Origin of the sequence: Iodobacter sp. (assembly GCF_025352645.1) — a bacterium.
Lineage (GTDB): Bacteria > Pseudomonadota > Gammaproteobacteria > Burkholderiales > Chitinibacteraceae > Iodobacter.
The window spans coordinates 1-23,158 of sequence record NZ_JANXSO010000009.1; the positions used below are offsets into that span (position 1 = coordinate 1).

Annotated in this window: 19 protein-coding genes and 2 tRNA genes; 7 read left to right on the forward strand and 14 right to left on the reverse strand. The window is 46.0% G+C overall.

What is annotated here, in order from left to right; genetic code table 11:
• Positions 1-222: 222 nt before the first annotated feature.
• The 7 genes from pth to Q0R17_RS00790 form a co-directional block, all read right to left on the reverse strand.
• On the reverse strand, positions 223-843 hold the full coding sequence (gene pth, locus Q0R17_RS00760) for an aminoacyl-tRNA hydrolase (RefSeq protein WP_293931079.1): 621 nt from the start codon (positions 841-843) through the stop codon (positions 223-225).
• A 315-nt stretch (positions 844-1,158) separates the two neighbouring features.
• The gene (locus tag Q0R17_RS00765) at positions 1,159-1,740 is read right to left on the reverse strand and encodes a 50S ribosomal protein L25/general stress protein Ctc (protein ID WP_293931081.1); all 582 of its coding nucleotides are present in this window, start codon (positions 1,738-1,740) and stop codon (positions 1,159-1,161) included.
• A gap of 109 nt (positions 1,741-1,849) precedes the next feature.
• Complete coding sequence (locus Q0R17_RS00770) at positions 1,850-2,800, reverse strand: ribose-phosphate pyrophosphokinase (RefSeq protein ID WP_099396806.1); 951 nt, start codon at positions 2,798-2,800, stop codon at positions 1,850-1,852.
• 64 nt (positions 2,801-2,864) lie between these two features.
• Positions 2,865-2,941, reverse strand: a tRNA-Gln gene (locus Q0R17_RS00775).
• 17 nt (positions 2,942-2,958) lie between these two features.
• Positions 2,959-3,822 carry a 4-(cytidine 5'-diphospho)-2-C-methyl-D-erythritol kinase gene (gene ispE / locus Q0R17_RS00780; RefSeq protein ID WP_293931089.1) on the reverse strand — a complete coding sequence of 288 codons (864 nt, stop codon included), beginning with the start codon at positions 3,820-3,822 and terminating at the stop codon, positions 2,959-2,961.
• Entirely contained in the window at positions 3,804-4,328 is a 525-nt protein-coding gene (lolB, locus tag Q0R17_RS00785; RefSeq protein ID WP_293931092.1) for a lipoprotein insertase outer membrane protein LolB, read from the reverse strand. The genes ispE and lolB overlap by 19 nt, the downstream gene beginning before the upstream one ends.
• A complete protein-coding gene (locus Q0R17_RS00790; RefSeq protein WP_293931095.1) occupies positions 4,328-6,127 on the reverse strand; it encodes a tetratricopeptide repeat protein in 1,800 nt (599 codons plus the stop codon). Before Q0R17_RS00790 ends, lolB begins: the two co-directional genes overlap by 1 nt.
• Before the next feature lie 233 nt (positions 6,128-6,360).
• Between Q0R17_RS00790 and mutM the strand changes: the two genes are divergently transcribed.
• The 5 genes from mutM to cysN all read left to right on the forward strand — a co-directional run bounded on the left by mutM (position 6,361) and on the right by cysN (position 13,688).
• On the forward strand, positions 6,361-7,176 hold the full coding sequence (gene mutM / locus Q0R17_RS00795; RefSeq protein ID WP_293931098.1) for a bifunctional DNA-formamidopyrimidine glycosylase/DNA-(apurinic or apyrimidinic site) lyase: 816 nt from the start codon (positions 6,361-6,363) through the stop codon (positions 7,174-7,176).
• Positions 7,177-7,571: 395 nt separating this feature from the next.
• A complete protein-coding gene (locus Q0R17_RS00800) occupies positions 7,572-9,578 on the forward strand; it encodes a dynamin family protein (RefSeq protein WP_293931100.1) in 2,007 nt (668 codons plus the stop codon).
• Positions 9,579-9,779: 201 nt separating this feature from the next.
• Positions 9,780-10,517: a copper homeostasis protein CutC gene (locus Q0R17_RS00805; protein ID WP_293931102.1), complete on the forward strand. Its 738-nt coding sequence runs from the start codon at positions 9,780-9,782 to the stop codon at positions 10,515-10,517.
• 683 nt (positions 10,518-11,200) lie between these two features.
• Positions 11,201-12,118: a sulfate adenylyltransferase subunit CysD gene (gene cysD / locus Q0R17_RS00810; protein WP_293931104.1), complete on the forward strand. Its 918-nt coding sequence runs from the start codon at positions 11,201-11,203 to the stop codon at positions 12,116-12,118.
• Positions 12,119-12,251: 133 nt separating this feature from the next.
• Positions 12,252-13,688 carry a sulfate adenylyltransferase subunit CysN gene (cysN, locus tag Q0R17_RS00815; protein ID WP_293931106.1) on the forward strand — a complete coding sequence of 479 codons (1,437 nt, stop codon included), beginning with the start codon at positions 12,252-12,254 and terminating at the stop codon, positions 13,686-13,688.
• A 213-nt stretch (positions 13,689-13,901) separates the two neighbouring features.
• Here cysN and Q0R17_RS00820 read toward each other — a convergent pair whose 3' ends face one another.
• The 4 genes from Q0R17_RS00820 to Q0R17_RS00835 form a co-directional block, all read right to left on the reverse strand.
• Positions 13,902-14,327, reverse strand: coding sequence for a pilin (locus tag Q0R17_RS00820; RefSeq protein WP_293931108.1), 426 nt, complete (start codon positions 14,325-14,327; stop codon positions 13,902-13,904).
• A 249-nt stretch (positions 14,328-14,576) separates the two neighbouring features.
• Positions 14,577-15,011, reverse strand: a complete 435-nt coding sequence (locus Q0R17_RS00825; RefSeq protein WP_293931110.1) for a pilin — start codon at positions 15,009-15,011, stop codon at positions 14,577-14,579.
• A 179-nt stretch (positions 15,012-15,190) separates the two neighbouring features.
• A complete protein-coding gene (locus Q0R17_RS00830) occupies positions 15,191-18,847 on the reverse strand; it encodes a fused MFS/spermidine synthase (RefSeq protein ID WP_293931113.1) in 3,657 nt (1,218 codons plus the stop codon).
• A gap of 102 nt (positions 18,848-18,949) precedes the next feature.
• Positions 18,950-19,363, reverse strand: a complete 414-nt coding sequence (locus tag Q0R17_RS00835; protein WP_293931117.1) for a prepilin-type N-terminal cleavage/methylation domain-containing protein — start codon at positions 19,361-19,363, stop codon at positions 18,950-18,952.
• 187 nt (positions 19,364-19,550) lie between these two features.
• On the opposite strand from Q0R17_RS00835, the gene Q0R17_RS00840 reads away from it, so the two are divergent.
• A tRNA-Thr gene (locus Q0R17_RS00840) sits at positions 19,551-19,626 on the forward strand.
• A 161-nt stretch (positions 19,627-19,787) separates the two neighbouring features.
• Here the strand turns inward: Q0R17_RS00840 and Q0R17_RS00845 are convergent.
• From Q0R17_RS00845 to Q0R17_RS00855, 3 genes are read right to left on the reverse strand one after another with little or no spacing between them, the layout of a single operon-like run.
• Entirely contained in the window at positions 19,788-20,387 is a 600-nt protein-coding gene (locus Q0R17_RS00845; RefSeq protein WP_293931120.1) for a nucleoside triphosphate pyrophosphatase, read from the reverse strand.
• A 2-nt stretch (positions 20,388-20,389) separates the two neighbouring features.
• Entirely contained in the window at positions 20,390-20,860 is a 471-nt protein-coding gene (rlmH, locus tag Q0R17_RS00850) for a 23S rRNA (pseudouridine(1915)-N(3))-methyltransferase RlmH (protein WP_293931123.1), read from the reverse strand.
• The gene (locus Q0R17_RS00855; protein ID WP_293931126.1) at positions 20,857-22,404 is read right to left on the reverse strand and encodes an EAL domain-containing protein; all 1,548 of its coding nucleotides are present in this window, start codon (positions 22,402-22,404) and stop codon (positions 20,857-20,859) included. Before Q0R17_RS00855 ends, rlmH begins: the two co-directional genes overlap by 4 nt.
• A 71-nt stretch (positions 22,405-22,475) precedes the next feature.
• On the opposite strand from Q0R17_RS00855, the gene Q0R17_RS00860 reads away from it, so the two are divergent.
• Positions 22,476-23,150, forward strand: a complete 675-nt coding sequence (locus Q0R17_RS00860; protein WP_293931129.1) for a TIGR01621 family pseudouridine synthase — start codon at positions 22,476-22,478, stop codon at positions 23,148-23,150.
• Positions 23,151-23,158: the final 8 nt, after the last annotated feature.

The following is a 23,158-nucleotide window of genomic DNA, read 5'->3' on the forward strand; positions in this document are numbered from 1 at the left end:
CTGAGGCCCTGATCGACGACCATACGAGCGACTTCTAGTTTGAAGTCAGTACTATAATTTTTACGCTTAGAAGCCATGTTTTTCCTTGTTTAGGCGAATGATGCACCTATCAAGGTGTCTGTTGGAATTAGACCACTACAGTTTTCTCCGTGTAACTCTGTGTCCTCCACGCTCTCCGTGGTTCAAGAGTTGGGTTTTATGTACAAGAAGAATTGCGGTGTTCTAGCTTATTGTGCCCGTATCAGGCTTAGGTTTATTTGGCCGCTGCACACCCGCATGCAAAGCTTGCATCGCCCCGCCCATATCGCCAGCCAGCATTTTAGGCAGCACGTGATGGGCTTTGATAAACACATCCATGATGCCTTCGAATTCTTCTTTACGCGGTGCCTTAAGTACAAAATTAGCCACCTCGGCCTTATTGCCAGGATGGCCGATACCTACGCGTAAGCGCCAGAAATCAGGCGTGCCCAGATGAGCTTGAATATCTTTTAAGCCATTATGCCCACCATTACCGCCGCCCTGCTTCAGCTTGATTTGCCCCGAGGGAATATCTAGCTCGTCGTGTACCACTAGGATTTCAGCTGGCAAGATTTTATAAAACTGCGCCAAGGCCACCACAGCTAGGCCGCTGCGGTTCATAAAAGTTTGCGGTTCTAGCAGCCAAACATCACTGCCGTGCAGGCGGGCTTTGGCTGCCAAACCATGAAATTTATTATCGTGGCGTAAAGAAGCGCCAGCATCTTTGGCTAATTCATCCACCCACCAAAAGCCAGCGTTATGGCGAGTTGCTGCGTAATCGCTACCTGGATTACCCAAGCCTACAATCAGTTTAATATGCGGCATAGTCTTTCTAAAGCAAGCAAAAAGGGCTCTATGATACCGCTCTTTCTGCCCCAAACCCTGAGTTTAACGCGAGGGTCTGTTGACGTTTCATTCACAATTGCGCTGAGCGAGGAAAATCCCTCGCACGCAGAGGGTTTGACCCATTTTTGGGGCTGCACAGCGTTAAAAATCGCTAATGGTACTCGTGCCATGTCGCAATTTTTGCCTTGTTCAGCCCCAAAACTGGGTCAAACGCAGCAGTGAATGAAACGTCAACAGACCCTAGATATAGACGTAAAAAAACCCGCCGCAGCGGGTTTTTTAAGTACTTAAAACTTAAACAGCTTTTGCGCCGTTCAGGTTTACGATACCTAGGTCTTTACCAGCAGCCAACGATACCAATTCGATACCTTCAGGCAATTTGATGTCAGACAAGTGAACCGAAGTATTCATTGCAGACAAATCAGCAAGGTCAACAGTTACGAATTCTGGCAGCTTAGAAGCTACACAACGAATCATTACTTCGTTCAATACGGTGCTGATCGTACCGCCTTGCAACTTAACGCCCAAGCTAGCATCGCCGTTAACGAAGTGCAATGGCACTTTCAATTCAACAACAGTTGCTTCGTTTACGCGTTGTAAATCAACGTGCAGAACCAATTGCTTGAATGGGTGATATTGAACAGCGCGAACCAAAACTTGCTCAGCAGCAGCGCCTTCAACGTTCAAAGTGATCAAAGCAGTGTGGAACGCTTCTTTTTGCAGAGCGTAGTACATGCTGTTGTGATCAAGTGTTACGGCTACAGGGGCTACATCGCCACCGTAAACGATTGCTGGCAAACGACCGTCACGACGCTGGCGGCGGCTCGCACCCGTACCTTGCGCGTCACGTGCTACTGCATTGATTTCAAATGTCATAATAAAACTCCATACGCACCGAAGTGCATTTTAATAAGCACTGTCCGCGACCAGACAGTGCAACAGAAAACCCAGATAAAATATCTGGGTTTTGAATTCTTAAACCGATTTAATCGACAAATAACGAAGAAACAGACTCATCGTTATTAATGCGTCGCATCGTTTCAGCCAACAGGCCAGCAATCGAAACAACACGAACACGGCCACTATCTTGGGCTGCTTGGCTGACTGGAATGGTGTCAGTCACAACCACTTCGTCTAAGTCAGATTGCATAATGCGCTCAACCGCTGCACCAGAAAATACCGCGTGAGTGGCATAAGCCAATACGCGCTTAGCACCGTGTTGCTTCAACGCTTGCGCGGCTTTGCACAGGGTGTTGGCGGTATCGATCATGTCATCGATAATCACGCAAGTACGGTCTTTTACATCGCCGATAATATGCATCACTTCGGCAACGCCAGCCTTAGGACGGCGTTTATCGATAATCGCCATATCCACGCCTAATTGCTTAGCCATAGCGCGGGCACGTAATACGCCGCCTACGTCTGGGCTAACTACCATTAGGTTTTCGTAGCGTTTTTCGCGGATATCCGACAGCAATACGGGTGTCGAGTAGATATTATCTACAGGGATATCAAAGAAGCCTTGGATTTGATCAGCGTGTACATCGACTGTCAGCACACGATCTACACCCGCCACGGTCAGCATATTTGCAACCACTTTGGCGGAGATCGGTACACGAGCAGAACGAGGACGGCGATCTTGACGGGAATACCCTAGGTAGGGAATTGCTGCAGTAATGCGGCCAGCCGATGCGCGTTTCAGCGAATCAACCATCAACATTACTTCCATCAAATTATCATTGGTCGGCACACAGGTGGACTGCAGAACAAACACATCGCGACCGCGAACGTTTTCTAGCAGCTCAACGGTCACTTCGCCGTCAGAGAATCGACCAACCGTGGCACGGCCGATCGAGATGTCCAGGTGATTAACTACGCTATCAGCAAGCTTCGGGTTAGCGTTACCAGTGAACACCATGAGACTATCGTAAGCCATTTCTGTATTCCAGAAGGACGAAAAGCGCGTAATTTTTAAATTACACGCTTTTCTATTCGAATGATGGCAGGGGAAGAAGGATTCGAACCTTCGCATGTCGGAATCAAAATCCGATGCCTTAACCAACTTGGCGACTCCCCTAATGAAACTGCCCGCAACTACTCGGCAAATTCATGTAATGGATGCTTACTTAATGACCTAGCAACAAATCCGGTCATATTTTTTGGCAGGTCGTATATTACACTGTTTGCTTCGTTAGGTGAAGAAAAACTTGCAAAAACACAACTACCTGAGCCAGTCATCCTTGCGTTTGCATACTGGCTAAGCCACGTAATACTTTCAGCTATCTTTGGATGACTTTTACAGGCCACCGCTTCCAGATCATTTTGGGTGAAGGCGCTACTGAGGAGCGGAACTGTAATCGGCGGCGTATTTCTTGTCAAGCTTGGATCGCGAAAAATCTGCGGTGTGGACACGTGTACTGCTGGGTGCAAGATCACAAAATGGGTATCTGGCGTGGCAACCGGCGTCATTATTTCGCCAATCCCTTCAACAAAAGCCGACTCGCCAAAAATAAAAAACGGCACATCTGCCCCCAGACTTAAACCTAACTCCATCAGTTTGCTACGAGGTAAATTAAGCTGCCATAGGCGATTTAGCGCCAACATCACGGTAGCAGCATCAGAGCTCCCACCACCCACGCCGCCACCCATCGGTAGGCGCTTATCTACACGGATATCTACCCCTAGCTTGCAGCCTGTGGCGTGCTGCAGCAAACGCGCAGCACGCACGGTGAGATCTGCCTCGGCCGGAACACTAGGCAAAGGATTGTGATGAATCACCTCTCCACTTGCATTCACCCGTAAGCTAATTGTATCGCTTAAATCAATCAACTGAAAAACCGATTGCAGCAGGTGATAGCCATCAGGGCGACGACCAACAATATGTAAGAAAAGATTAAGCTTGGCTGGAGCAGGAAAATCTTGCCAAACACTATTTATACCTAGGGATTCCATTGCCATTCTGATATCACTACTTTAATTTCAAGATCGTCACGACTTAGCATCAGCCTATGCGGCAAGCTAGGCTGGCCGCGATAATCTGTGCTCTCAATACGCCAGCCTGCTTGCTCAAGCAGTTGGCCATTTTCAATTTTGCTTTGATGACTTACGCTATCTGGATCGGCCTCGCCACGCAACCACCAGCGCAGGCCAGACACCGGTAGCGGCCAGCCCAGCGCTTCTTTGATCAACTCATCAGGGGATGCGGCCTTAATGACACGCTGATTAGCATCCTTAAAGCTTGCCAAGCCGGGGCTAAATCGCAGCTCTGCCGCGGTTTGCCCAAGTGGGCCAGATATTGCTAACTCGCTTTGCTCGCCAAGCTGATGCCAATCAAACTGCGCATAATGCCTTTCATTTGCCACCTTTAAGGCCACTCGGCCACTGGCCGAATACCCAGAGCGGCTTACAGGAGGTGTGCTGGCGCAGCCCACTAAAAACAATACCGCAATTAACCATAAACGCATTAATGAATCCCTAAGCGTTTAATGGTTTCAACTAAAGTATCGTTTTTGGCATCAATCAAAGCTGCTGCATCAACCACTTTTTTTGCCTCAGCCTTTTCACCTAGCAGCCACAATACCTCGGCCAAATGTGCCGCCACGTCAGGCTCAGCAAGCTTGCTATACGCACGTTTCAGCAACACACTGGCTTCCTGCAACTTGCCCTGCTTATAACGCAGCCAGCCTAGGCTATCTAAAATCACTGGGCTATCTGGCTCTAGCGCAATCGCTTGCTCTAGCAATACCTCTGCCTCGCTTAATTTAGTGGTACGTGTCAGCAGGGTGTAGCCAAGCGCATTCATTCCCTGTGCATTAGCTGGCATAAGCTCTACATACTTACGCAAATCGCTTTCAGCTAAAGCGTAATCACCTTGCATATCTGCAAGTAGTGCGCGGTCGTAAACCAGATCGGTAGACTGTGGATAAGTCACTAGGCCCTTACTAAGAATTTCAACGCCTTTTTTATAGTTGCGAGCTTCACGGTACAATTGCGCTTCCATTTGGATACGCTCTACTTTTGCTTGCTCGGTATCACTAGGCAGAGCCGCAATAGCCTTACGTGCTTCTTCTGTGCGCCCTAAGCGCGCCAAAACACGCGGCAGACGTTTTTTAGCTGAGGCGGCAAAATCTCCGCCCACTTGGCTATACCAACTCAAGGCTTCATCAAAACGATAGCGCTCTTCAGAAATCTGCCCTAGGTAGTAACGCAAATTATCCACATTGCGTGGGTTTTGTTTGATTGCGGCGCTGAGATTGCTATACGCCGTATCAAAATCACGCTGCTGCAGTGCAATTAAACCAGAGCCAATTAATGCATCCAGATTATTGCCTTGTAGCTTTAAAATTTCTTGGTAAACCTGTGATGCCTCAGGCAAGCGCTGGGCCGCAACCAGCTCACGCGCTAGGCTATTTCTTAACGTCAAAGACATCGGATTGTCTTTGATGGTTTTTTCTAGGAATTCAACACTGGCCGCTGGCGATTGATTAGCCAATAGCTGCGCCTTGTACTGAATGGCGGTTTCCCAATTAGGTCTTGCGGTAAGGGCAATGTTTAACTCCGCCAGCGCATCATTAAACCGCTCTTGATTGGCCATTGCCACGGCACGGGCAAAATGCGCCTCAGGAAGCTGTGGATACTTTTGGGTTAGCTCATCAGTAAGCTTCCATGCCGCTTTTCTGTCGGTGGTCTTATCCCAGAGCAAATGCATTTGCATAAAAAATGATGCGGCATCTTCTGGCTTTGCCGCCAGCAGCGCCTCGATATGCGGCTTGGCATCTTCAATTCGATCTGCGCGAATCAAAAGAGTGAGCAAAATTTGCCGAGCCCCCACAGAGTTTGGCGCAGCTGCTATCCATTGCTGAGCGGTTTCTTGTGCTAAACCCAGCTGCCCAGCGCCTACGGCTACTTCGGTTGCGCGGCGAGCCACACGAGGGTCATGGGTACGATTAGCCAGATCATGCCAAGTTTGTGCAGAGAGCGCCGTGCGGCCTCGCTGCAATGAAACGTCCGCAACCAAAAAGCGCAGCAATAAATCATTGGTCAGCGGCATGCGTGATAATGTTTCTGGCGCAAAGCTTTCATCCCGAACCGTCTCGGTTTCTGCCACCGCTTCTGCAGGCTCGCTAGCCGCAGTGCTGGATGTAGAAACAGGCACAGCGGCGCATCCGCCCAAAAACAGGCCGCTAATAAGCAAGCATAGAGCTGAGTGTTTAAAAGTGGGGAGTCTGAATGGGACGGGCATGGCACAATCCAGTAACGTCATTAATCATTCCATATTAACTCGGATATTTCAGATAGTAATAGCCCGTCTTACGCTTACTGTCTTTAAAACCACGATGTAAGCCTAGCCACTTAACAAGGCTAGCACAATTAATTAAAGCTTATTTCCCTTACAAAACAGGGTATTGCATCAATATTTATTGGCCAATTGCCCATGTATCCACCATCAATAGGCCGCGTTTAACGCAAGTACAACACCGCTAATAGGAAGAAAAAGTGCCAGAATTACCTGAAGTTGAAACCACAAAACGCGGCATTTCTCCCCATGTAGAAGGGAAAACCATTAGCGAAGTCATTATTCGCCAAGCAAGGCTGCGCTGGCCAATTCCGGCGGATTTAGCTCAAATACTAGAGGGGCGAAAAGTACTTAGCGTTACGCGGCGGGCCAAATATCTGCTGCTCAGTTTTGAGCATGGCACCTTACTGATTCATTTGGGCATGTCAGGTAATTTACGCGTACTAACCGAAGCCTTTCCCGCCGAAAAGCACGATCATTTTGATTTAGTGCTCGCCAATGGCACACGGCTACGCTATCGAGATCCACGCCGTTTTGGCGCATGCCTATGGCAGCCGATAGAAAATTGCCCCCACCCTTTATTGCTACAACTCGGCCCAGAGCCTTTATCGGATCAATTTAATGCCGACTATCTACTATTGGCCAACTCTAATCGGAAAATAGCCATTAAGCTCGCCATTATGGATAACCATACCGTAGTAGGCGTGGGTAATATCTATGCGGCGGAATCGCTATTTAGAGCAAAAATTAATCCGCAAAGGGCCGCAAATAGCCTGAGTTTGCAAGAAGCAGCGCAGCTGGTGATTGCGATAAAAGCCACACTCAGCGATGCAATTACGGCGGGGGGTAGTACGCTAAAAGATTATGTAGATAGCGATGGTAAGGCGGGTTATTTTCAGCTTAGTGCCTTTGTTTACGCCCGAGCGGGTATGCCGTGCAGAATATGTAACGGTGAAATTAAGCAAATACGCCAAGGCCAACGCAGCACCTTTTACTGCCCGCAATGCCAAATTTAATTGATATATTTCAATATTTTTAATCAACAGCAAGCTAAATCAGTAAGTATGTTAGTAATCGCTTATTACTAAAATGATATTTATGCGATAAAGTGCTGAAAAATAGGCAGTAAAAGGCTAACTTTAAAATTAAATCATTAACTTCAAATTAATCACTGAATGTTAAGCAGGACATAAATAAAATGGTCCCTAGCAAATTTAAAGGGACCACAAATACAGTAGGGATGCTGCTTGCAGCGCCCAATATTAAACAGAATGCAGCAAGCAACGCCCCTACATATATGCTTATAAATTTAGTTTTAGAAGTATGTTTGTGATTTTATGGGGCAAAACGTCAGCGAACACCCCAACAACAATTGATACTAAATCTTGGCGCAGTAAAGAGAGAGATCGCAATGAGCACCGATTACCTACATCAGCATGATTTAGCCGTAAATGACCCAAGTGGCAATGACCGCCTTGTGGGAGATTTTCAAGCCTACAGCAATTGGCGAGCTCAGCTCACCCAAACCATTAGCCAGCTATCACGCTGGTTAAATGAGCAAGATTTAGAAGACGCACAAAACGGCTTACGCATATCCCAGCTGATCGAAAAGCTACGCGACGACAAGCTTAATATCGCCTTTGTTGCCGAGTTTTCTCGCGGCAAATCAGAGCTAATCAATGCCATTTTCTTTGCCAACTATGGCAAGCGCATTTTGCCCTCCTCCGCTGGCCGCACCACCATGTGCCCCACCGAGCTGCTCTACGATGCATCGCGTGTGCCTTCCATTCAGCTATTGCCGATTGAAACCCGCGCCGAAAACGTCACCACCAGCGAATACCGCCGCTACCCAGAAGAATGGCGAACCATTGAGCTGGATATCAACGATTCCGACGCCATGCTCGAAGCCTTTCGCCATGTTGGCCTAACCCGCCGTGCTCCGGTAGAAGAAGCCACCCGCTACGGCCTCTATAACAGCGATGATCCCGACCAGCTGATTGCCGTAGATGCCGCAGGCACGATTGAGATTCCTTGCTGGCGACATGCGGTGATCAACTTCCCGCATCCACTACTTAAGCAAGGCTTGGTAATTTTAGATACACCAGGGCTAAACGCCATTGGTACTGAGCCAGAACTAACGCTCAATTTGCTGCCTAATGCCCACGCCATTTTGTTTATTTTGGCGGCCGATACCGGTGTAACCCGCTCTGATATTGATATTTGGCGCACCCATATTGGCAAAGGTGGTAATCGTGGCCGCTTGGCCGTGCTCAATAAAATCGACAGCATGTGGGATGAATTAAAAACCCCAGAGCAAATTGAAGCGGAGATTAACCACCAAATCACCACCACTGCCGAGCTATTAGGCGTGCCAACACAACACGTTTACCCGATTTCGGCGCAAAAAGCCTTAGTTGCCAAGGTAAATCACGACGTCGATTTACTCGCCCGCTCGCGCCTTACCATCTTAGAAGAAGCGCTTTCTAACGAGCTACTGCCTTCTAAGCAAGATATCGTGCGCGATAGCACCATGACCGAGGTCGAAGACATTGTGCAAGGCACCCGCGCAATTTTGTCGGCAAGACGCGATGGTGTACTGGAGCAATTAGACGAGCTATCCAAACTGCACGGCAAGAATCAAGACGTAGTCGGGCAAATGATGGATAAAGTCCAAGCCGATAAGCGTAAGTTTGAACAGGGCCTGGTACGCTTTCAAGCCCTGCGCAGCATCTTTAGCCAGCAAACCAATAGCCTGCTTACCTTACTGGGCATTGATGCGCTGAAAGGCAATATTGAAGTTGTGCGCGGCCAAATGGACAACAGCAAGTTCTCGTTTGGCGAGGGCGGCTTACGCGCCATCATGGATCAGTTCTTTAAAGACGTGAACGGCAATATCAGTAAATCCGCCGAACAAGTGGCCGAAATTCAAGCCATGATGGCGGCGATGTACAAAAAATTTAGCGAAGAGCACGGCTTAGGCACCGTTACCCCACCGCCCTTTTCTACCCTGAAATATCACAAAGAAATTTCTCGGCTAGAAAAAGCTTTCCGTGAACATTTCAACACCATCAGCACCCTGCTGACCACCAGCAAGGGGCGGCTTTCGCATAAGTTCTTTGAAACCGTCGCCAGCCGTGTGCTGTACGTATTTGAAGTAGCCAACCGCGATATCGAAAACTGGCTAAAAGCGGTAATGGCCCCCATGGAAACGCAGGTGCGTGAGCATCAGCTGCAGCTACGCCGCCGCCTAGAAAGCATCAAACGTATCCACAAAGCCACCGATACCTTAGAAAGCCGCATCGAAGAACTAGAAGAAATGGATAGGCAACTTGCGCTGCAACTCGCCGATTTAGATACGCGTTTACGCAGCATTTATGCCGCGCTCAATGCGGATATTTTTGAAGCTAAAGCAGCGTGATATTTTCAGAGAAACCACGTAGGACGGATGCAAGCCACGTATTTTTCAGCATGACTCGCTGGTTGCTCCCGTCCTACAATACTTACACTAGCACCGTGCTTGAGACGAGTTACAGAACCTTTTAATCCCATACACGTCTTATTAATCCAGCTTAAACAACGCCGCCGCTTATTCTGGGCGGCGTTCTCTTTTGGAAACGTCATGTCTACTATTTTGCTAGAAATTTGTGCAGGATCGATTACTTCTTGTTTAGCGGCGCAAGAAGGTGGCGCGCATCGGGTTGAGTTTTGCGACAATCTGCTAGAAGGCGGCACCACGCCATCCTTCGGGCAAATCGCCGTGGCTAGAGAACGGCTTTGGATCGGTCTGAACGTGATTATCCGCCCGCGTGGCGGCGATTTTTTATATACCGACCTGGAATACGAAGTGATGCAGCGCGATATCATTGCCTGCAAAAAACTAGGTGTGGATGGGGTGGTAATTGGCATATTAACTGCAGATGGCGATGTCGATATCGCACGCTGCAAAGCCCTTGTAGAGCTGGCAACGCCGATGCAAGTCACCTTCCACCGCGCCTTTGATGTGGCCCGTGATCCCTTTAAAGCCCTAGAAGACGTGATTGCAACTGGCTGCAAGCGCCTGCTTAGCAGTGGCCAAGCGGCAACAGCCACAGCTGGGGCCGCCTTACTCAAAGAGCTACAGCAAGTCGCAGGCGAACGCCTAGTGGTAATGCCAGGCGCCGGAGTACGCAGTAATAATATCGCCGAATTAGTCGCCACCACCGGCTGCGTAGAATTTCATACCTCAGCCCGCCTACCCTTTGCTAGCCAAATGCGTTATTGCAACCCCAATGTGCATATGGGCATCCCCGGCCAAGACGAATACGCCTTAGTAGAAACCAATGCAGATTTGGTAAAAGAGATCTTAGGCAAACTCTGATTAACTGATGTTACGCATAAAGACTATTTGTCCACGAAAAACACTAAATGCACGAAAAAAAACGGATCAAACAGGGATAATCTCCCTCTGCTTTTTTATTATGATGCGTAGATGAGTTACTTAATAACTATTTGATATTAAATATAATTATCCGAATCAATCAAAAAGTAATGGTTATACGATAAGTATTCATGCGCAACTAGATTTGAATAGCTGTAGGTTGGTGCTGAGTGAAACGAAGCCCAACAATACGATTAAGAATGTTGGGCTTCGCATGCTCAGCGCCAACCTAAAAGATACGTCCGTATCAAATTAAATGATGCAGCTCAACTTATCTGCTCGTGCCTTTTGTGTTTTTAGTAGACTGCGTATTTTTTATCTTGCTACGTAACATCAGTGATTAACTTCAACTCCTTATTCACACGTAGTTGGTAGCTTGGCTTAGCAGCTTTATCGCGTAACCCAGTATTCCTATTTATGCCGAAATGTTGAGGTAGCTGGTTTGTCGGCCTAAAGACTGCGAACCAACCCGCTCATTTCGGCATAAACCAAGCTTCCATATAGATATAACGATTAAATCCTTCGCTAAAGCAGATTACTTCGGTAAATTCACAGGGTTGCAGCGTCGCTCGGGCTTTTATCAGCCGGCAGTCTGACCCAATTATTTTTTGCCCGGATAAAGTATGACTACCCTCAGTGAAGCAAGGCTAACTCACCTTAAGCAACTCGAAGCCGAATCTATCCATATTATTCGTGAAGTGGCCGCGGAATTTGATAACCCGGTCATGCTTTATTCCATCGGTAAAGATTCTGCCGTGATGCTGCATCTGGCGCTTAAAGCCTTTGCACCAGGCAAAATGCCTTTTCCGCTACTGCATGTAGATACCACATGGAAATTCCGCGAAATGATTAAATTTCGCGATAAAATGCCGGAAAAATTTGATTTTGATCTGATCGTGCATATCAACGAAGAAGGTGTAAAAGCGGGTATTAATCCATTTAGCGCAGGCTCGGCCAAACACACCGACGTGATGAAAACTGAGGGCTTAAAACAAGCGCTAAATAAATATAAATTTGATGCCGCTTTTGGTGGTGCGCGCCGCGACGAAGAAAAATCTCGCGCCAAAGAGCGCGTGTACTCATTCCGCGATAAAAACCACCGCTGGGATCCAAAAGTACAGCGCCCAGAGCTATGGAATATCTACAACTCCAAAATAGACCAAGGCGAGAGCATTCGCGTATTCCCGCTGTCTAATTGGACAGAGCTGGATATCTGGCAATATATCTATATGGAAAACATCGATATCGTACCGCTCTACTACGCCGACGTTCGCCCCGTGGTAGAGCGTAATGGCACACTCATCATGGTAGATGACGACCGTATGCCGCTGTTGCCGGGTGAAGTGCCTGAAATGAAATCGGTACGCTTTAGAACGCTGGGCTGTTATCCGCTAACCGGCGCTGTGGAATCCACCGCCAAAACGCTGCCAGAAATCATCCAGGAAATGCTGCTCACCACCACCAGCGAGCGCCAGGGCCGAATGATCGACCACGATTCATCTGGCTCGATGGAAAAGAAAAAAATGGAAGGGTATTTCTAAAAGCGGGGAGTGGGGATTGGAGAGTGGGGAGTAGACAAGGGAAAGATTTTACTCCCGACTCCCCTCTCCCGACTCCCAATAGTCCAACTCCCACCCGCATTCCCTTGATACTCCCTACTCTCGGAATATAAACATGTCACACCAATCTGATCTGATCGCCAGCGATATCGAAGCCTATTTAAAGCAGCATGAGAACAAAGATCTGCTGCGTTTTATTACCTGTGGCAATGTGGACGACGGTAAATCCACCTTGATCGGCCGCCTGCTGCACGATTCAAAACTGATTTTTGAAGACCAGCTTGCCGCCATTCAAAAAGACAGCAAAAAATATAACACCACCGATCAAGAGATCGATCTGGCCCTGCTGGTGGATGGCTTGCAAGCCGAGCGTGAACAAGGCATTACTATCGACGTAGCCTACCGCTACTTCAGCACTGATAAACGCAAATTTATCATCGCCGATTGCCCCGGCCACGAACAATACACCCGCAATATGGCCACCGGCGCATCCACCTGTGATCTAGCCGTGATCCTGATCGACGCGCGTTACGGCGTGCAAACCCAGACTCGCCGCCACAGCTATATCGTCAGCTTGCTGGGTATTAAGCATGTGATTATCGCCGTGAATAAAATGGATTTGGTTGGCTTTAGCGAACAGCGCTTTAATGAGATTCGCGCAGAGTATCTGACACTGGCAAAATCCCTCAATATCGCCGACATTCAGTTTGTGCCGATTTCTGCACTGCGCGGCGATAATGTGGTGACACCAAGTGAGCAAGCGCCTTGGTACACCGGCCTCACCTTTATGCAACACTTGGAAGCTGTGCAAATCAATCGCGATAGCCGCCTCGAATCCTTCCGCCTGCCGGTGCAATACGTCAACCGCCCTAACCTCGATTTCCGTGGCTTTTGCGGCACCATCGCCGCTGGCCGCGTATTCCCTGGCGACGAAATCATCGCCCTGCCTTCAGGCAAAACCGCCAAGGTGAAAGCGATTGTCACTTACGAGGGAGAGCTAGCAACCGCCTTTGCTGGCCAAGCCATCACCCTGACCTTAGATCGGGAAATCGACATCAGCCGTGGCGATATGATCGTTAAAACCAGCGATGTTCCTCCGCAAATCGGCCAGTCTTTTGATGCGCATCTGGTGTGGATGAACGAAGCGCCACTTACCGTGGGTAAAGAATACGGCTTTAAACTTGCGGGCAAAAACGTCTTCGGCCGAGTCGCCCAAATCGCCCACCGTGTGGATGTAAACAGCATGGAGCATGTGGAAGCCAAGGAACTAAAACTCAATGAAATCGGCCTCTGCCGCATCATCCTCAACGCCCCCGTCGTCTTCGACACCTACGCAGACTGCAAAGGCACCGGCAGCTTTATCGTGATCGATCGACTAAGCAACGCTACCGCCGGCGCAGGCATGATAGAACAAGCAGCGGCTCATTCTGCCAGCGACGAGCAGGATGAACTGGCTAAATGGCGGGCGTTTGAAGTGGATTTAAATACACTGGTACGCAAACACTTCCCAGAATGGGGCGCGCGGGATGTGAGGGAGATTTTTAAGGGGTGATGGTTGGGTATGTAAAGCGTCTTGTAGGGTGCCAATAAGCGAAGCGCATTGCACCCTGTACACACCATCATTGCCCCCAAACAAAAACCCCGTATCTATGTTAGATACGGGGCTTAAAGAGCATCGCTCGACAGCAATGGTGCAGTGCGCCTTCACTTATTGACACCCTAAGAAACCATACACTTGATGGCTTTACAACTGATTAACAACACCTCACACCTGTTTACAAGTTTTCGGCGCTAAATCCTCGAAACCCGCCACAATGCCTGTCGTCGCACAAGTCCACTCACCACCAACAGCACGCGTCCATGTAATCTTTGCCGCAGAAATTTTCCCTGGCGCATTAGCCATTAAGCATGAAATAAATACAATACCTGTATTCGCAACTTCTGCAGTGATTGTGCAATTATGGGTAGTCGCTGCTAAGCCAATAGCTGCTGCATTTGCAATGATCTCACCGTTATTCAACTTTACTTCTACCACTGTTTTTCCCGGTGTAATTTCAGCCAGGCCTGCAGCTATCTTTGCTTTAGCTTGGTAATTTGCATACGAAGGAATCGCTACAGCAGCCAAGATACCGATAATTGCCACAATAATCATCAATTCAATTAGAGAAAAACCTTTTTGTGTGTTTTTCATATTGCACTCCAACAACTATCTCAGAAAAGTAGGGGAAAATTTCAGCGCCCATAAAGTAGTGCAGGATCATGTTTTTTGTTTATATTTTATTAAAAATGAAAAGCCTGATCTCAATGACCTTATAGAATAAGGAGCACGGAATGATAGAAACAATTAAACGATAATATTTTGAGGAAGTTTTTTACTAAAGATAAAAAATGGCCTACTGGTATTTAGTAGGCCATTTAATTTATATGATATAAATCCTAATTAGCTATTTTTGCAACCCTTAGGCAACGCTTTCAAAGCCTCATCTGCCCATACTGCTGTAGTCTGACATTCCCACTCGCCAGAAGCTGAACGAGTCATTTGCAATAACTTACCAGCAAGAACTTTAGGCTGGTTAAGCATTGTGCAAAGGATACCGCCATCTTTAGTAACTGTACTTAATGTGCAATGCGCCGTAGTTATCTTACCAACATAACCAACAGCAGCTGGATCTGCACCAAATATAGGCGTTTCACCATCAGAAAGCTTGCTGTCATATGGCGTTCTGAAAGCATCAATTTCAGCTAAGGCTGCAGCAGCAAAAGATTTTGCAACGTAATTTTGATACGAAGGAATCGCTACAGCAGCCAAGATACCGATAATCGCCACAACGATCATCAATTCAATCAATGTAAAACCTTTTTGCATGCTTTTCATAATTTTATCCCTGAATCATTAAGAAACACTGCCCCTGCTGTGCTTTACTTATGATTTTCATGTGAGAGGATAATAAGCAACTAGCGTGCCAGTTATTGCGTCAGCCTATTTTATAACTTCATTTCTTTAAGCTGACTTCATGCACATTGCATGTAATAGCCAACCATCAGATCGATGGCTTATTCCTTCCCCGAAAATTTCTTGATCAGCTCTAGGTTAGAACTTAGCGATTTACCGCCATCCAGCACATTACCTTTGGGGGTTTCGTATTCTAGGTAGAGGTTATTATCTGTACTGATCCAAGCAGCAGGGTCGCCACTAGATACTTTCATTAAAAATCGCTCTAGGCTGGCTGGTGTTAATAATATTTTATGTAATAGCGCGTGCACAGGGGCCTGATAAATACTGAGTACTTCTTGCATGCCTGCGCTATTGGCAATTAAATCTGCATTGCTTGGCAAGGGTTGGCGCTTGCTATCATTGCTGGCAACAATAATACCTTGGCCGCCTATTTCATATAGCCATACATATTTAAAATCACTGCGTACCGAAGCCAAAATGCTGAGTAAATCATTCAGCTTGGTGTGATGTAATTGCACCCACTGCTGTAATACGCCATCGGGCTTAAGCTTACTTTTAGCCAGAGCATAAAACTCTTGATTATATAAAGAGGCCGCGCCTGCAAACCAGATTGATGTAATCTCCATGCCAATTAAATCATATTTTTTATCAGTCAATAGCAAGTAGTTTCTACCATCAGTAATATAAGTATTCACTCTCGGTTTTTTACTTACATTTTTATTTATTTCATGAAAGTGTTGATTAGCTAAGCGCACAATATCTGCGCTTAAATCAACAATATCCAAATTATTAAACCCTGCTTCGTCTAATACACGGCTGGTAGCGCCTGTGCCATAGCCGATGACTAATGCACGCTCTCTGGCGTCTGTATGTAATAAAGGTGCAAGGGCAAAGCCAGTTTGAGCTTGCATTTCCCCTTTTACTGAGTTATTTCCTTGAAACTTACCATTGGTTAATAATATTTTTACATGATGATCTTTACTCAATATAACGGTGGTTAAACCACCATCAATACTTTCTGCATGATCTATAACCTGACCTTCATTTTGTGGCGCAAAATAGACATTGGCTCCCGTTGCTAAGGCAGAATAATCAAATGATTTGGGTTGAATGTAAAAGGCTCCCAAAACAAAAACCACCATTGCTATATTTATAATGTGTACTTTCTTTTTTATACTGAGCATTACGCCCAGCACAAAAGCCACAGCCGCCAATATTTGAATTGAATACAAAGCCCCAAATACTGGCAGCATGATAAAACTGGCGCATAATACCCCGATAATATTGCCGCTGGTATTCAAAGCATTAGCCAAGCCCAAAGCCCGTACTGGGTTCGCCGGAAAAGCACTAGCCACCTGTGCCATAGCCACTGGATATATGGCACCAATAATCAGCGCAGGTGGAAACATGGCACAAAAACAAACTAAGCCACGTATAAACTCTCTTGCTCCAAACTCTTTGGCAGATGGGTAATTGGCAAAGCTAGCAAAATAAGCAGGCATACTTTCCCAGCTAAAAACCCCCAATAATATGACCGCCGCAAGAATAAATTCAAGAATAGCTAATAGATTATTTGGCTTTATCCATGGCTTAATTAAAATAGCGCCAGCGGCCAAACCTAATAAAAAAGTAAATAGCATTAAAGAAAAAGCATAGGTGCTATTTCCTGCCACTACCGCCAGTAAAAACATATATTTAACTTCAAGTGCCAGGGTAATCACTCCGCCTAAAAATAACACAATCAGTGCTTCCACACCCGCATAGCTAGACATTGGAGTACTTTGAATACCGAAATCAATCTCCTGCTCGATCGGCTCATTATTTTTTTTAAATATTTGTAAAGCCATAAAAGCAACCGCGAAATTAATAGCGGCAGCAATGGCTGTACTCAAGGCAATACCCAGTGCAGGAAGAATAAAATATCCAGCCAATAAAGCACCAAATGCGGCCCCAATCGTGTTGGCGGCATAAAGATTAGCAACCGCCATATTAATTTTCCCATGCTTTTCACGACAATATGCCAGTAATAATGGCATGGTTGCGCCCATCAGCAGTGTAGGCGGCAGTAATAGTAAGCAACCCAGTGCTAATCTATAAAAAGTCAAAATGCTGACATCTGGCGGTAAACCAGTTGCCAAATGCAGGTAAATATACTGAATAAACTTGAATAAAAATGGGGTGATAATGCAATAAACGCCAATCAACATTTCGCATGCAATATATGCTATTAATGGGCGTTTGATATTCAGCATTCCCCCTAGCGCAGCGCCTAATGCCATCCCCCCCATATAAGTAGCCAGCACAGTGTATGTGGCAATACTGCTGCTACCAAAGATTAAAGCCAGTTCTTTTGAAAAAACCACTTCATAAATCAACCCTGAAAAACCAGAAAATATAAACATTAGATAAATTGGCTTTAAATTGCTGTATATTTTATCGGCTTTAACAGGTACTTCAATCGAAGCAGGTGAATTAAACCATTCATTCTGAGCCTTAACCATTTTTCGATAATAAAAAGTAGGGGAAACCAGACTAAATAATACTGCCCCCCATGATAGCCATGGTAAACCAATAAATACCTCAATCCCAGTTCGCAACGCCACAACCCATGCCAGCCATAAAGCTGTTCCAACTAAAATACACTGCCAACGCGCAGTATGATTAAGTGGTAATCCGCGTAGAAAAATACCTTGCAATGCATAGGTAAATGGAACGGCAACAATTAAATCAATTAAGTAATGTTCACCAAGGCTTAATGTTGCTAAAGCAGTTAATATTGTTATTACTAAAAAAAACTTGGTTTGCAACTTTCCTTTCATTAAAATGGCATTCAGCCACATAGCAAATGCCCAGCCAAAATGCATAGAAGGGAAGGCATTGCGTGGGTAAGCCACCGGATTAACAAGCGGAACGTTCATAATATCTGTGAGTGGAGGCATATTATTTGGAAATAAATGTGTAAATATATATTTAGGGCCCGTTGCGGGTAAAAGCAGATATGAAAATAAGCAAACAATAAACATGGAGCTGAACCAGAACAATAAAAGATAAACCTTAGCAGGCTCTTTTGATTGCATCTGCTGGACATATTGCAAGCCCATTCCTAGAGGAAGCATTAGGTAAATTGGTTTTATAATCCAGTTTAAAAATAACGGATAATCCTGTACTAAACTGCTTAAAATTGTACTGGCAGAAAAACCTAAGCTGCCATCAAACTGATAAAGGATTGCATCATAAACAAGTGGGCTTAATGCGCTGGTAATCGATACCACTCCGAATCCGTAGATGGATACAATGGCAAGTATAAGAATTAGAAAATATTTTTCTTTTGCGTGCTGCCTGGATAAAACAGATTCCCCGGTAAAGCTTCTGTAAATAAGAAGGAGAAAAGAAAGTAAACCTTGGGTGAATACAATAATTGTGGTGTTTTTATCTGCATTTTTTATAAAGTCAGGCGTAAATATCACTAAGGCAAGTAAGCAGATCAAGCCGCTCCCCCCCCAAATCCACCTACCTAATTTTTCATTTTTAGTGCATAAAACCATTACGCTGGCAAAGCTTAGTATTGAAGATAAGTTGGGTAATTTAAAAAAACTGAACACAAGCGAGTTAAATGAATATTCAATCAAACCTATTGAAGATAAAAATATTTTTAAAAACAAACCAAACATTGTAATACCAAAAGCAATTTTTACTTCCTGACTGAGCATGACTGATTTTACCTCAATAAAATTTTTATTTACCATATCAGTCATGATGTCTTCCTTTATTGATTTAACCATCTTAGTAAAACATTGGAAATTTACTTAAAAAAAAGGCCAACTTTATAAGTTAGCCTTTTTTTATTCATTTTTTTCTTATTTGCAGTACTTAACACCTAAACATGTACCTGATTGAGCCCAAGTAATTGCCGTACCTTCAGCATTCAAAGAAGGAGTTAAAACAAAAGTATATCCACCTGCTGCGGCAGTTCCAGTAAAAGTAATCACTCCATTGGCAACAGTACCACCAGAAGCCAAACCATTAGTAGCAACAGTGGGAGTTGCAGGGATACCCTGAACGCCTGCATTACATCCGGCAAAGGTATTCAAATCAGATTGGCATAAGGCAATAGCTTGTTTATATGAATCAGAAATGCTCAGCACTTCAGAGTACTTCGCTTTCTTGGTGTAGTCCTGATAAGAAGGAATCGCCACTGCTGCCAAGATACCGATAATGGCGACCACAATCATCAGTTCGATCAGGGTAAAACCCTTTTGTAGGTTTTTCATCTCTTGCTCCTAAGTCTTTAATTAAAAAGCCTTTTTCCCTGAGCACTTACATGCAAAATATATTCTTTGCTTGGATATGACATGTGCAATATAGATGCCTGACTGCATAGGTTTTAGGGGTAAGCTGATTAACGGCTGGATTTATCGGCAGACCAATGGTGAGTGCTTTATACTTGGTTGAGAAACTGCCGTTGTAGCTCAGTTGGTAGAGCAACTGATTCGTAATCAGTAGGTCGGGTGTTCGATTCACCTTAACGGCACCACTTACTTTGAACAAAAAAAAGACCCTCTCGGGTCTTTTTTATTGCGGTGACTAGCTGCAATGTGACGAAAATGGTCAGGTAACGCCCAATTTTGACATCAGGTAGACCATTTATTCCAAACGTCATACTGTAAGCACAATGCGAGCAAGCTTGGAGTTAGTCTAATTTTTAGCTAATAAACCTAGGCCATGACGAGCGAGCAGGGTGGCCGTATCGTGTAATGGCAAGCCCATTACGCCACTAAAGCTGCCTTGCAGGTCTGAAATAAACAGCCCTGCCGTGCCTTGAATACCATAGCTGCCTGCTTTATCCATAGGCTCGCCACTAGCAACATAGGCGGCGATTTGGGCGGAGCTAAGTGCCATAAAGGTAACGGTGCTAACCGACAACACGACTTCTGTGCCGGTATCGCTGCGTAAACCCAAACTTGTAAACACTTCGTGGCTGCGGCCTGATAGCTGCTCTAGCATAGCGGTGGCATCCAAGGCATCAATCGGCTTACCCAAAATTTGCCCATCTAGCACTACAGTAGTGTCAGCAGCCAAAACGGGGAGGGCAGCTAAGCCTTGCTCCAACATGACTTGCCAACCGGCCTCAGCTTTTAGCTTGGCTAAGCGAAGCACGTAATTCTTGGCACTTTCATTAATCAAAGGCGTTTCGTCGATAGGGGCGGAGATGCGCTCAAATTGCACGCCAATCTGCGCCAGCAATTCTTTGCGACGTGGACTGCCAGAGGCAAGGTAGAGTTGGATATTAGGCATTATTATTCGCGGTGATAAGGGTGATTATTGATAATGGATACGGCGCGATACAGCTGCTCGGCCAAAATCACCCGCACCATGCCGTGGGGTAGGGTCATGGCGGAGAGTTGTAATAGTTGATCGGCACGCTTTTTAACGCTTGGATCTAGGCCATCGGTGCCGCCGATGATAAACACCGTTTCACGGCCATCGATTTGCCAAGATTTCATTTTGTCCGCTAACTGCATGGTGGTCCAATTGGCACCGTGCTCGTCCAGAGCCAGCACGCGGGCGTCTTGAGGAATAGCGGCTAAGATGCGTTCGGCTTCATCCACCATAACCTGTTGCGCTGTTTTGCCACTGCCACGTTTATCGGGTTTTAGCTCTAATAGCTGCAGCGGAAAATCGCGCGGCATCCGTTTGGCAAATTCTTTATAACCGGCGTCTATCCAGTCTGGCATTTTATGCCCAACAGCAATGAGGGTAAGTTTCATACAGCGTCTGGCAAAGGGCTGGAGCTTAGCGGTTTAAGGGGAGTAGGGGTAGATGCTTGCAAGAATTTACACAAGTCATCGAAAGGCATGGCTTTGGCATAAAGCCAGCCTTGGCCCCACTCAACCCCCATTTCTTTAAGTATCTCGGCCTGATCGCTCGTTTCGATTCCTTCTGCCACCACACTTAAGCCAAGGGCCGTCGCCATTTGCACAATATGCGAGGCCACATGGTGCGTAGCAGCACCACTACCTAGCGCTTGTACAAAGCTCTTGTCGATTTTTAGTAAATCAACCGGCAGATTATGCAAATAGCTCAGGCTTGAATAACCCGTACCAAAATCATCAATCAAAATAAGATGCCCAGCACCCCGCAAGCGGCTTATAGTGTCAATCGCGCTTGGGCCTAGCACTAAGCTACGCTCGGTAATTTCTAGCTCGATACGGTTAGGTGCAATATGATGTTTTTTACAGAGCGCAGCCAAGTTTTCTACAAATAGAGGCGAGGCTAAATCCGCTCCTGCTAAATTAACCGAAACCGATATATCCAGATTGCTCAGCTTGGCTAAATCTGCAATCACTTTTTCTAGCACAAACTGCGTCAGTAGGCTGATTTGGCCATTTTCTTCGGCATAGGCAATAAAAATATCCGGGCTAATTTTTGAGCCATTTTGCCGCTGCCAACGTAATAGCGCCTCAGCACAACACACTTTTCCATTAGCCAGTACAACCATAGGTTGGTAATGCACCACAAACTCACCCAATTGCAGGCCTTCGATAATTTCCACGCCAAGGGTAAAGCTACGGCGAGTAAGCCAAGCAATAATGCCGATGAGTAGCACGCAAATAATAAAACCGAGCGGTAGCAAATCTTTAAAGGAAGCTAACCAAGCACGCTGCAGCTCTTTGGGGGGTAAGTAGGCGGTCATTTTATAATTAGGATTAGTTGGGCTAACCCTAGATTGCTGCAACCATGATTGATCGTATGCTTTCACGCCCTTCGTTTTCGCCAACACTCGATGATTCAGCACGGCTTCGATATAAAGCTCGCGTTTTTTAACTGGCAAAATATCTACTAAATATTGTGAATCCATCACCACATAATGCGGGCCGGAGCCATATAAAACAGAGGGCCGAGGTAAATCCCCTTTAAATGCAAACCAAAGCGAGCGCCCCAATACAGTTTGCTGATCGCGTGGCGGTAAAGAATAAACGATGTGGCTAGACTGTGAGCACTGTACCTGTTGATTGGGCGCATACAATACATCACGTATAAACAGCTCTTTAAAGGTAAAATCACGGAGCTGCCGTTGATGGGCGTCACTACAGTCCTTTAGATCTAAGCGATCTAATTTAGCCAAAATATCGCCACTCACCGTAAATGCACGACTACTACGCAGCATGGCTTGCTCAACCACATCGGTAAGATAAGTCTGCAACTCTTCTTTTGCCTGCTCCCTAGCCAGCCACGCAGCAAACAACGTCACCGTTATGCAGGCTAGGATAGAGATTAGAATAGCCTGCCAAAATAGTTTTTTTTTGAGCATATATTTATGCTTACGCCCTATATTAATTTGCTATCTCAACAACCTTACACTAAATTAGATTATGCTTATATATGAGTAACTTTGTTGTTTACGATCATCCAGACTTTTTAGTGGCGATTAAGCCAGCTGGCTTATCTTTTCACAAAGAAGAGGATGAGTTGGGCTTTGTTGAGGTATTACGCCAAACACTAGGCGGAATGCCACTTTGGCCCGTGCATCGGCTCGATAAACTCACCTCTGGTTTACTGCTTTTTGCCAAAAGTGCTGCAGCCGCTCGCTACTTTGGAACCGCCTTTGCCGAGCATCGTATTCATAAATATTACCTAGCCATCTCTGACAAAAAACCATCCAAAAAACAAGGTTGGGTCAAGGGTGCAATGGAAAAAGGCAGGGGAGGCTCTTGGCGCTTAAGTCGTGATGGTGAGTTAAAAGCGGCCACACAATTTTTTAGTTATGGAGATATACAAACGGGCCAACGATTGTTTGTACTTAGACCACTCAGTGGTCGCACTCATCAATTACGCGTTGCCCTGAAAAGCTTGGGCAGCCCTATTTTGGGCGATGAGCGCTATGGCGGCACACCAGCAGATCGTGGCTATTTACACGCTTGGGCTTTAGATTTTGATTATCAAGGAGAGCAACAGCGAATTTTACTGGCTCCAGAATCAGGATCTGCCTTTCAAGGGCTAGAAGCGCAACTCGCCACCATCGACTCTCCTTGGGATTTACCTTGGCCAAGCAAGTGATTAGGCAA

Coding starts and splice junctions, on each gene's coding strand:
- pth (WP_293931079.1), bottom strand. CDS start 843: ATGCCGCATATTAAACTGATTGTAGGCTTGGGTAATCCAGGTAGCGAT.
- Q0R17_RS00765 (WP_293931081.1), bottom strand. CDS start 1,740: ATGACATTTGAAATCAATGCAGTAGCACGTGACGCGCAAGGTACGGGT.
- Q0R17_RS00770 (WP_099396806.1), bottom strand. CDS start 2,800: ATGGCTTACGATAGTCTCATGGTGTTCACTGGTAACGCTAACCCGAAG.
- ispE (WP_293931089.1), bottom strand. CDS start 3,822: ATGGCAATGGAATCCCTAGGTATAAATAGTGTTTGGCAAGATTTTCCT.
- lolB (WP_293931092.1), bottom strand. CDS start 4,328: ATGCGTTTATGGTTAATTGCGGTATTGTTTTTAGTGGGCTGCGCCAGC.
- Q0R17_RS00790 (WP_293931095.1), bottom strand. CDS start 6,127: ATGACGTTACTGGATTGTGCCATGCCCGTCCCATTCAGACTCCCCACT.
- Q0R17_RS00800 (WP_293931100.1), top strand. CDS start 7,572: ATGAGCACCGATTACCTACATCAGCATGATTTAGCCGTAAATGACCCA.
- Q0R17_RS00805 (WP_293931102.1), top strand. CDS start 9,780: ATGTCTACTATTTTGCTAGAAATTTGTGCAGGATCGATTACTTCTTGT.
- cysD (WP_293931104.1), top strand. CDS start 11,201: ATGACTACCCTCAGTGAAGCAAGGCTAACTCACCTTAAGCAACTCGAA.
- cysN (WP_293931106.1), top strand. CDS start 12,252: ATGTCACACCAATCTGATCTGATCGCCAGCGATATCGAAGCCTATTTA.
- Q0R17_RS00820 (WP_293931108.1), bottom strand. CDS start 14,327: ATGAAAAACACACAAAAAGGTTTTTCTCTAATTGAATTGATGATTATT.
- Q0R17_RS00825 (WP_293931110.1), bottom strand. CDS start 15,011: ATGAAAAGCATGCAAAAAGGTTTTACATTGATTGAATTGATGATCGTT.
- Q0R17_RS00830 (WP_293931113.1), bottom strand. CDS start 18,847: ATGACTGATATGGTAAATAAAAATTTTATTGAGGTAAAATCAGTCATG.
- Q0R17_RS00835 (WP_293931117.1), bottom strand. CDS start 19,363: ATGAAAAACCTACAAAAGGGTTTTACCCTGATCGAACTGATGATTGTG.
- Q0R17_RS00845 (WP_293931120.1), bottom strand. CDS start 20,387: ATGCCTAATATCCAACTCTACCTTGCCTCTGGCAGTCCACGTCGCAAA.
- rlmH (WP_293931123.1), bottom strand. CDS start 20,860: ATGAAACTTACCCTCATTGCTGTTGGGCATAAAATGCCAGACTGGATA.
- Q0R17_RS00855 (WP_293931126.1), bottom strand. CDS start 22,404: ATGCTCAAAAAAAAACTATTTTGGCAGGCTATTCTAATCTCTATCCTA.
- Q0R17_RS00860 (WP_293931129.1), top strand. CDS start 22,476: ATGAGTAACTTTGTTGTTTACGATCATCCAGACTTTTTAGTGGCGATT.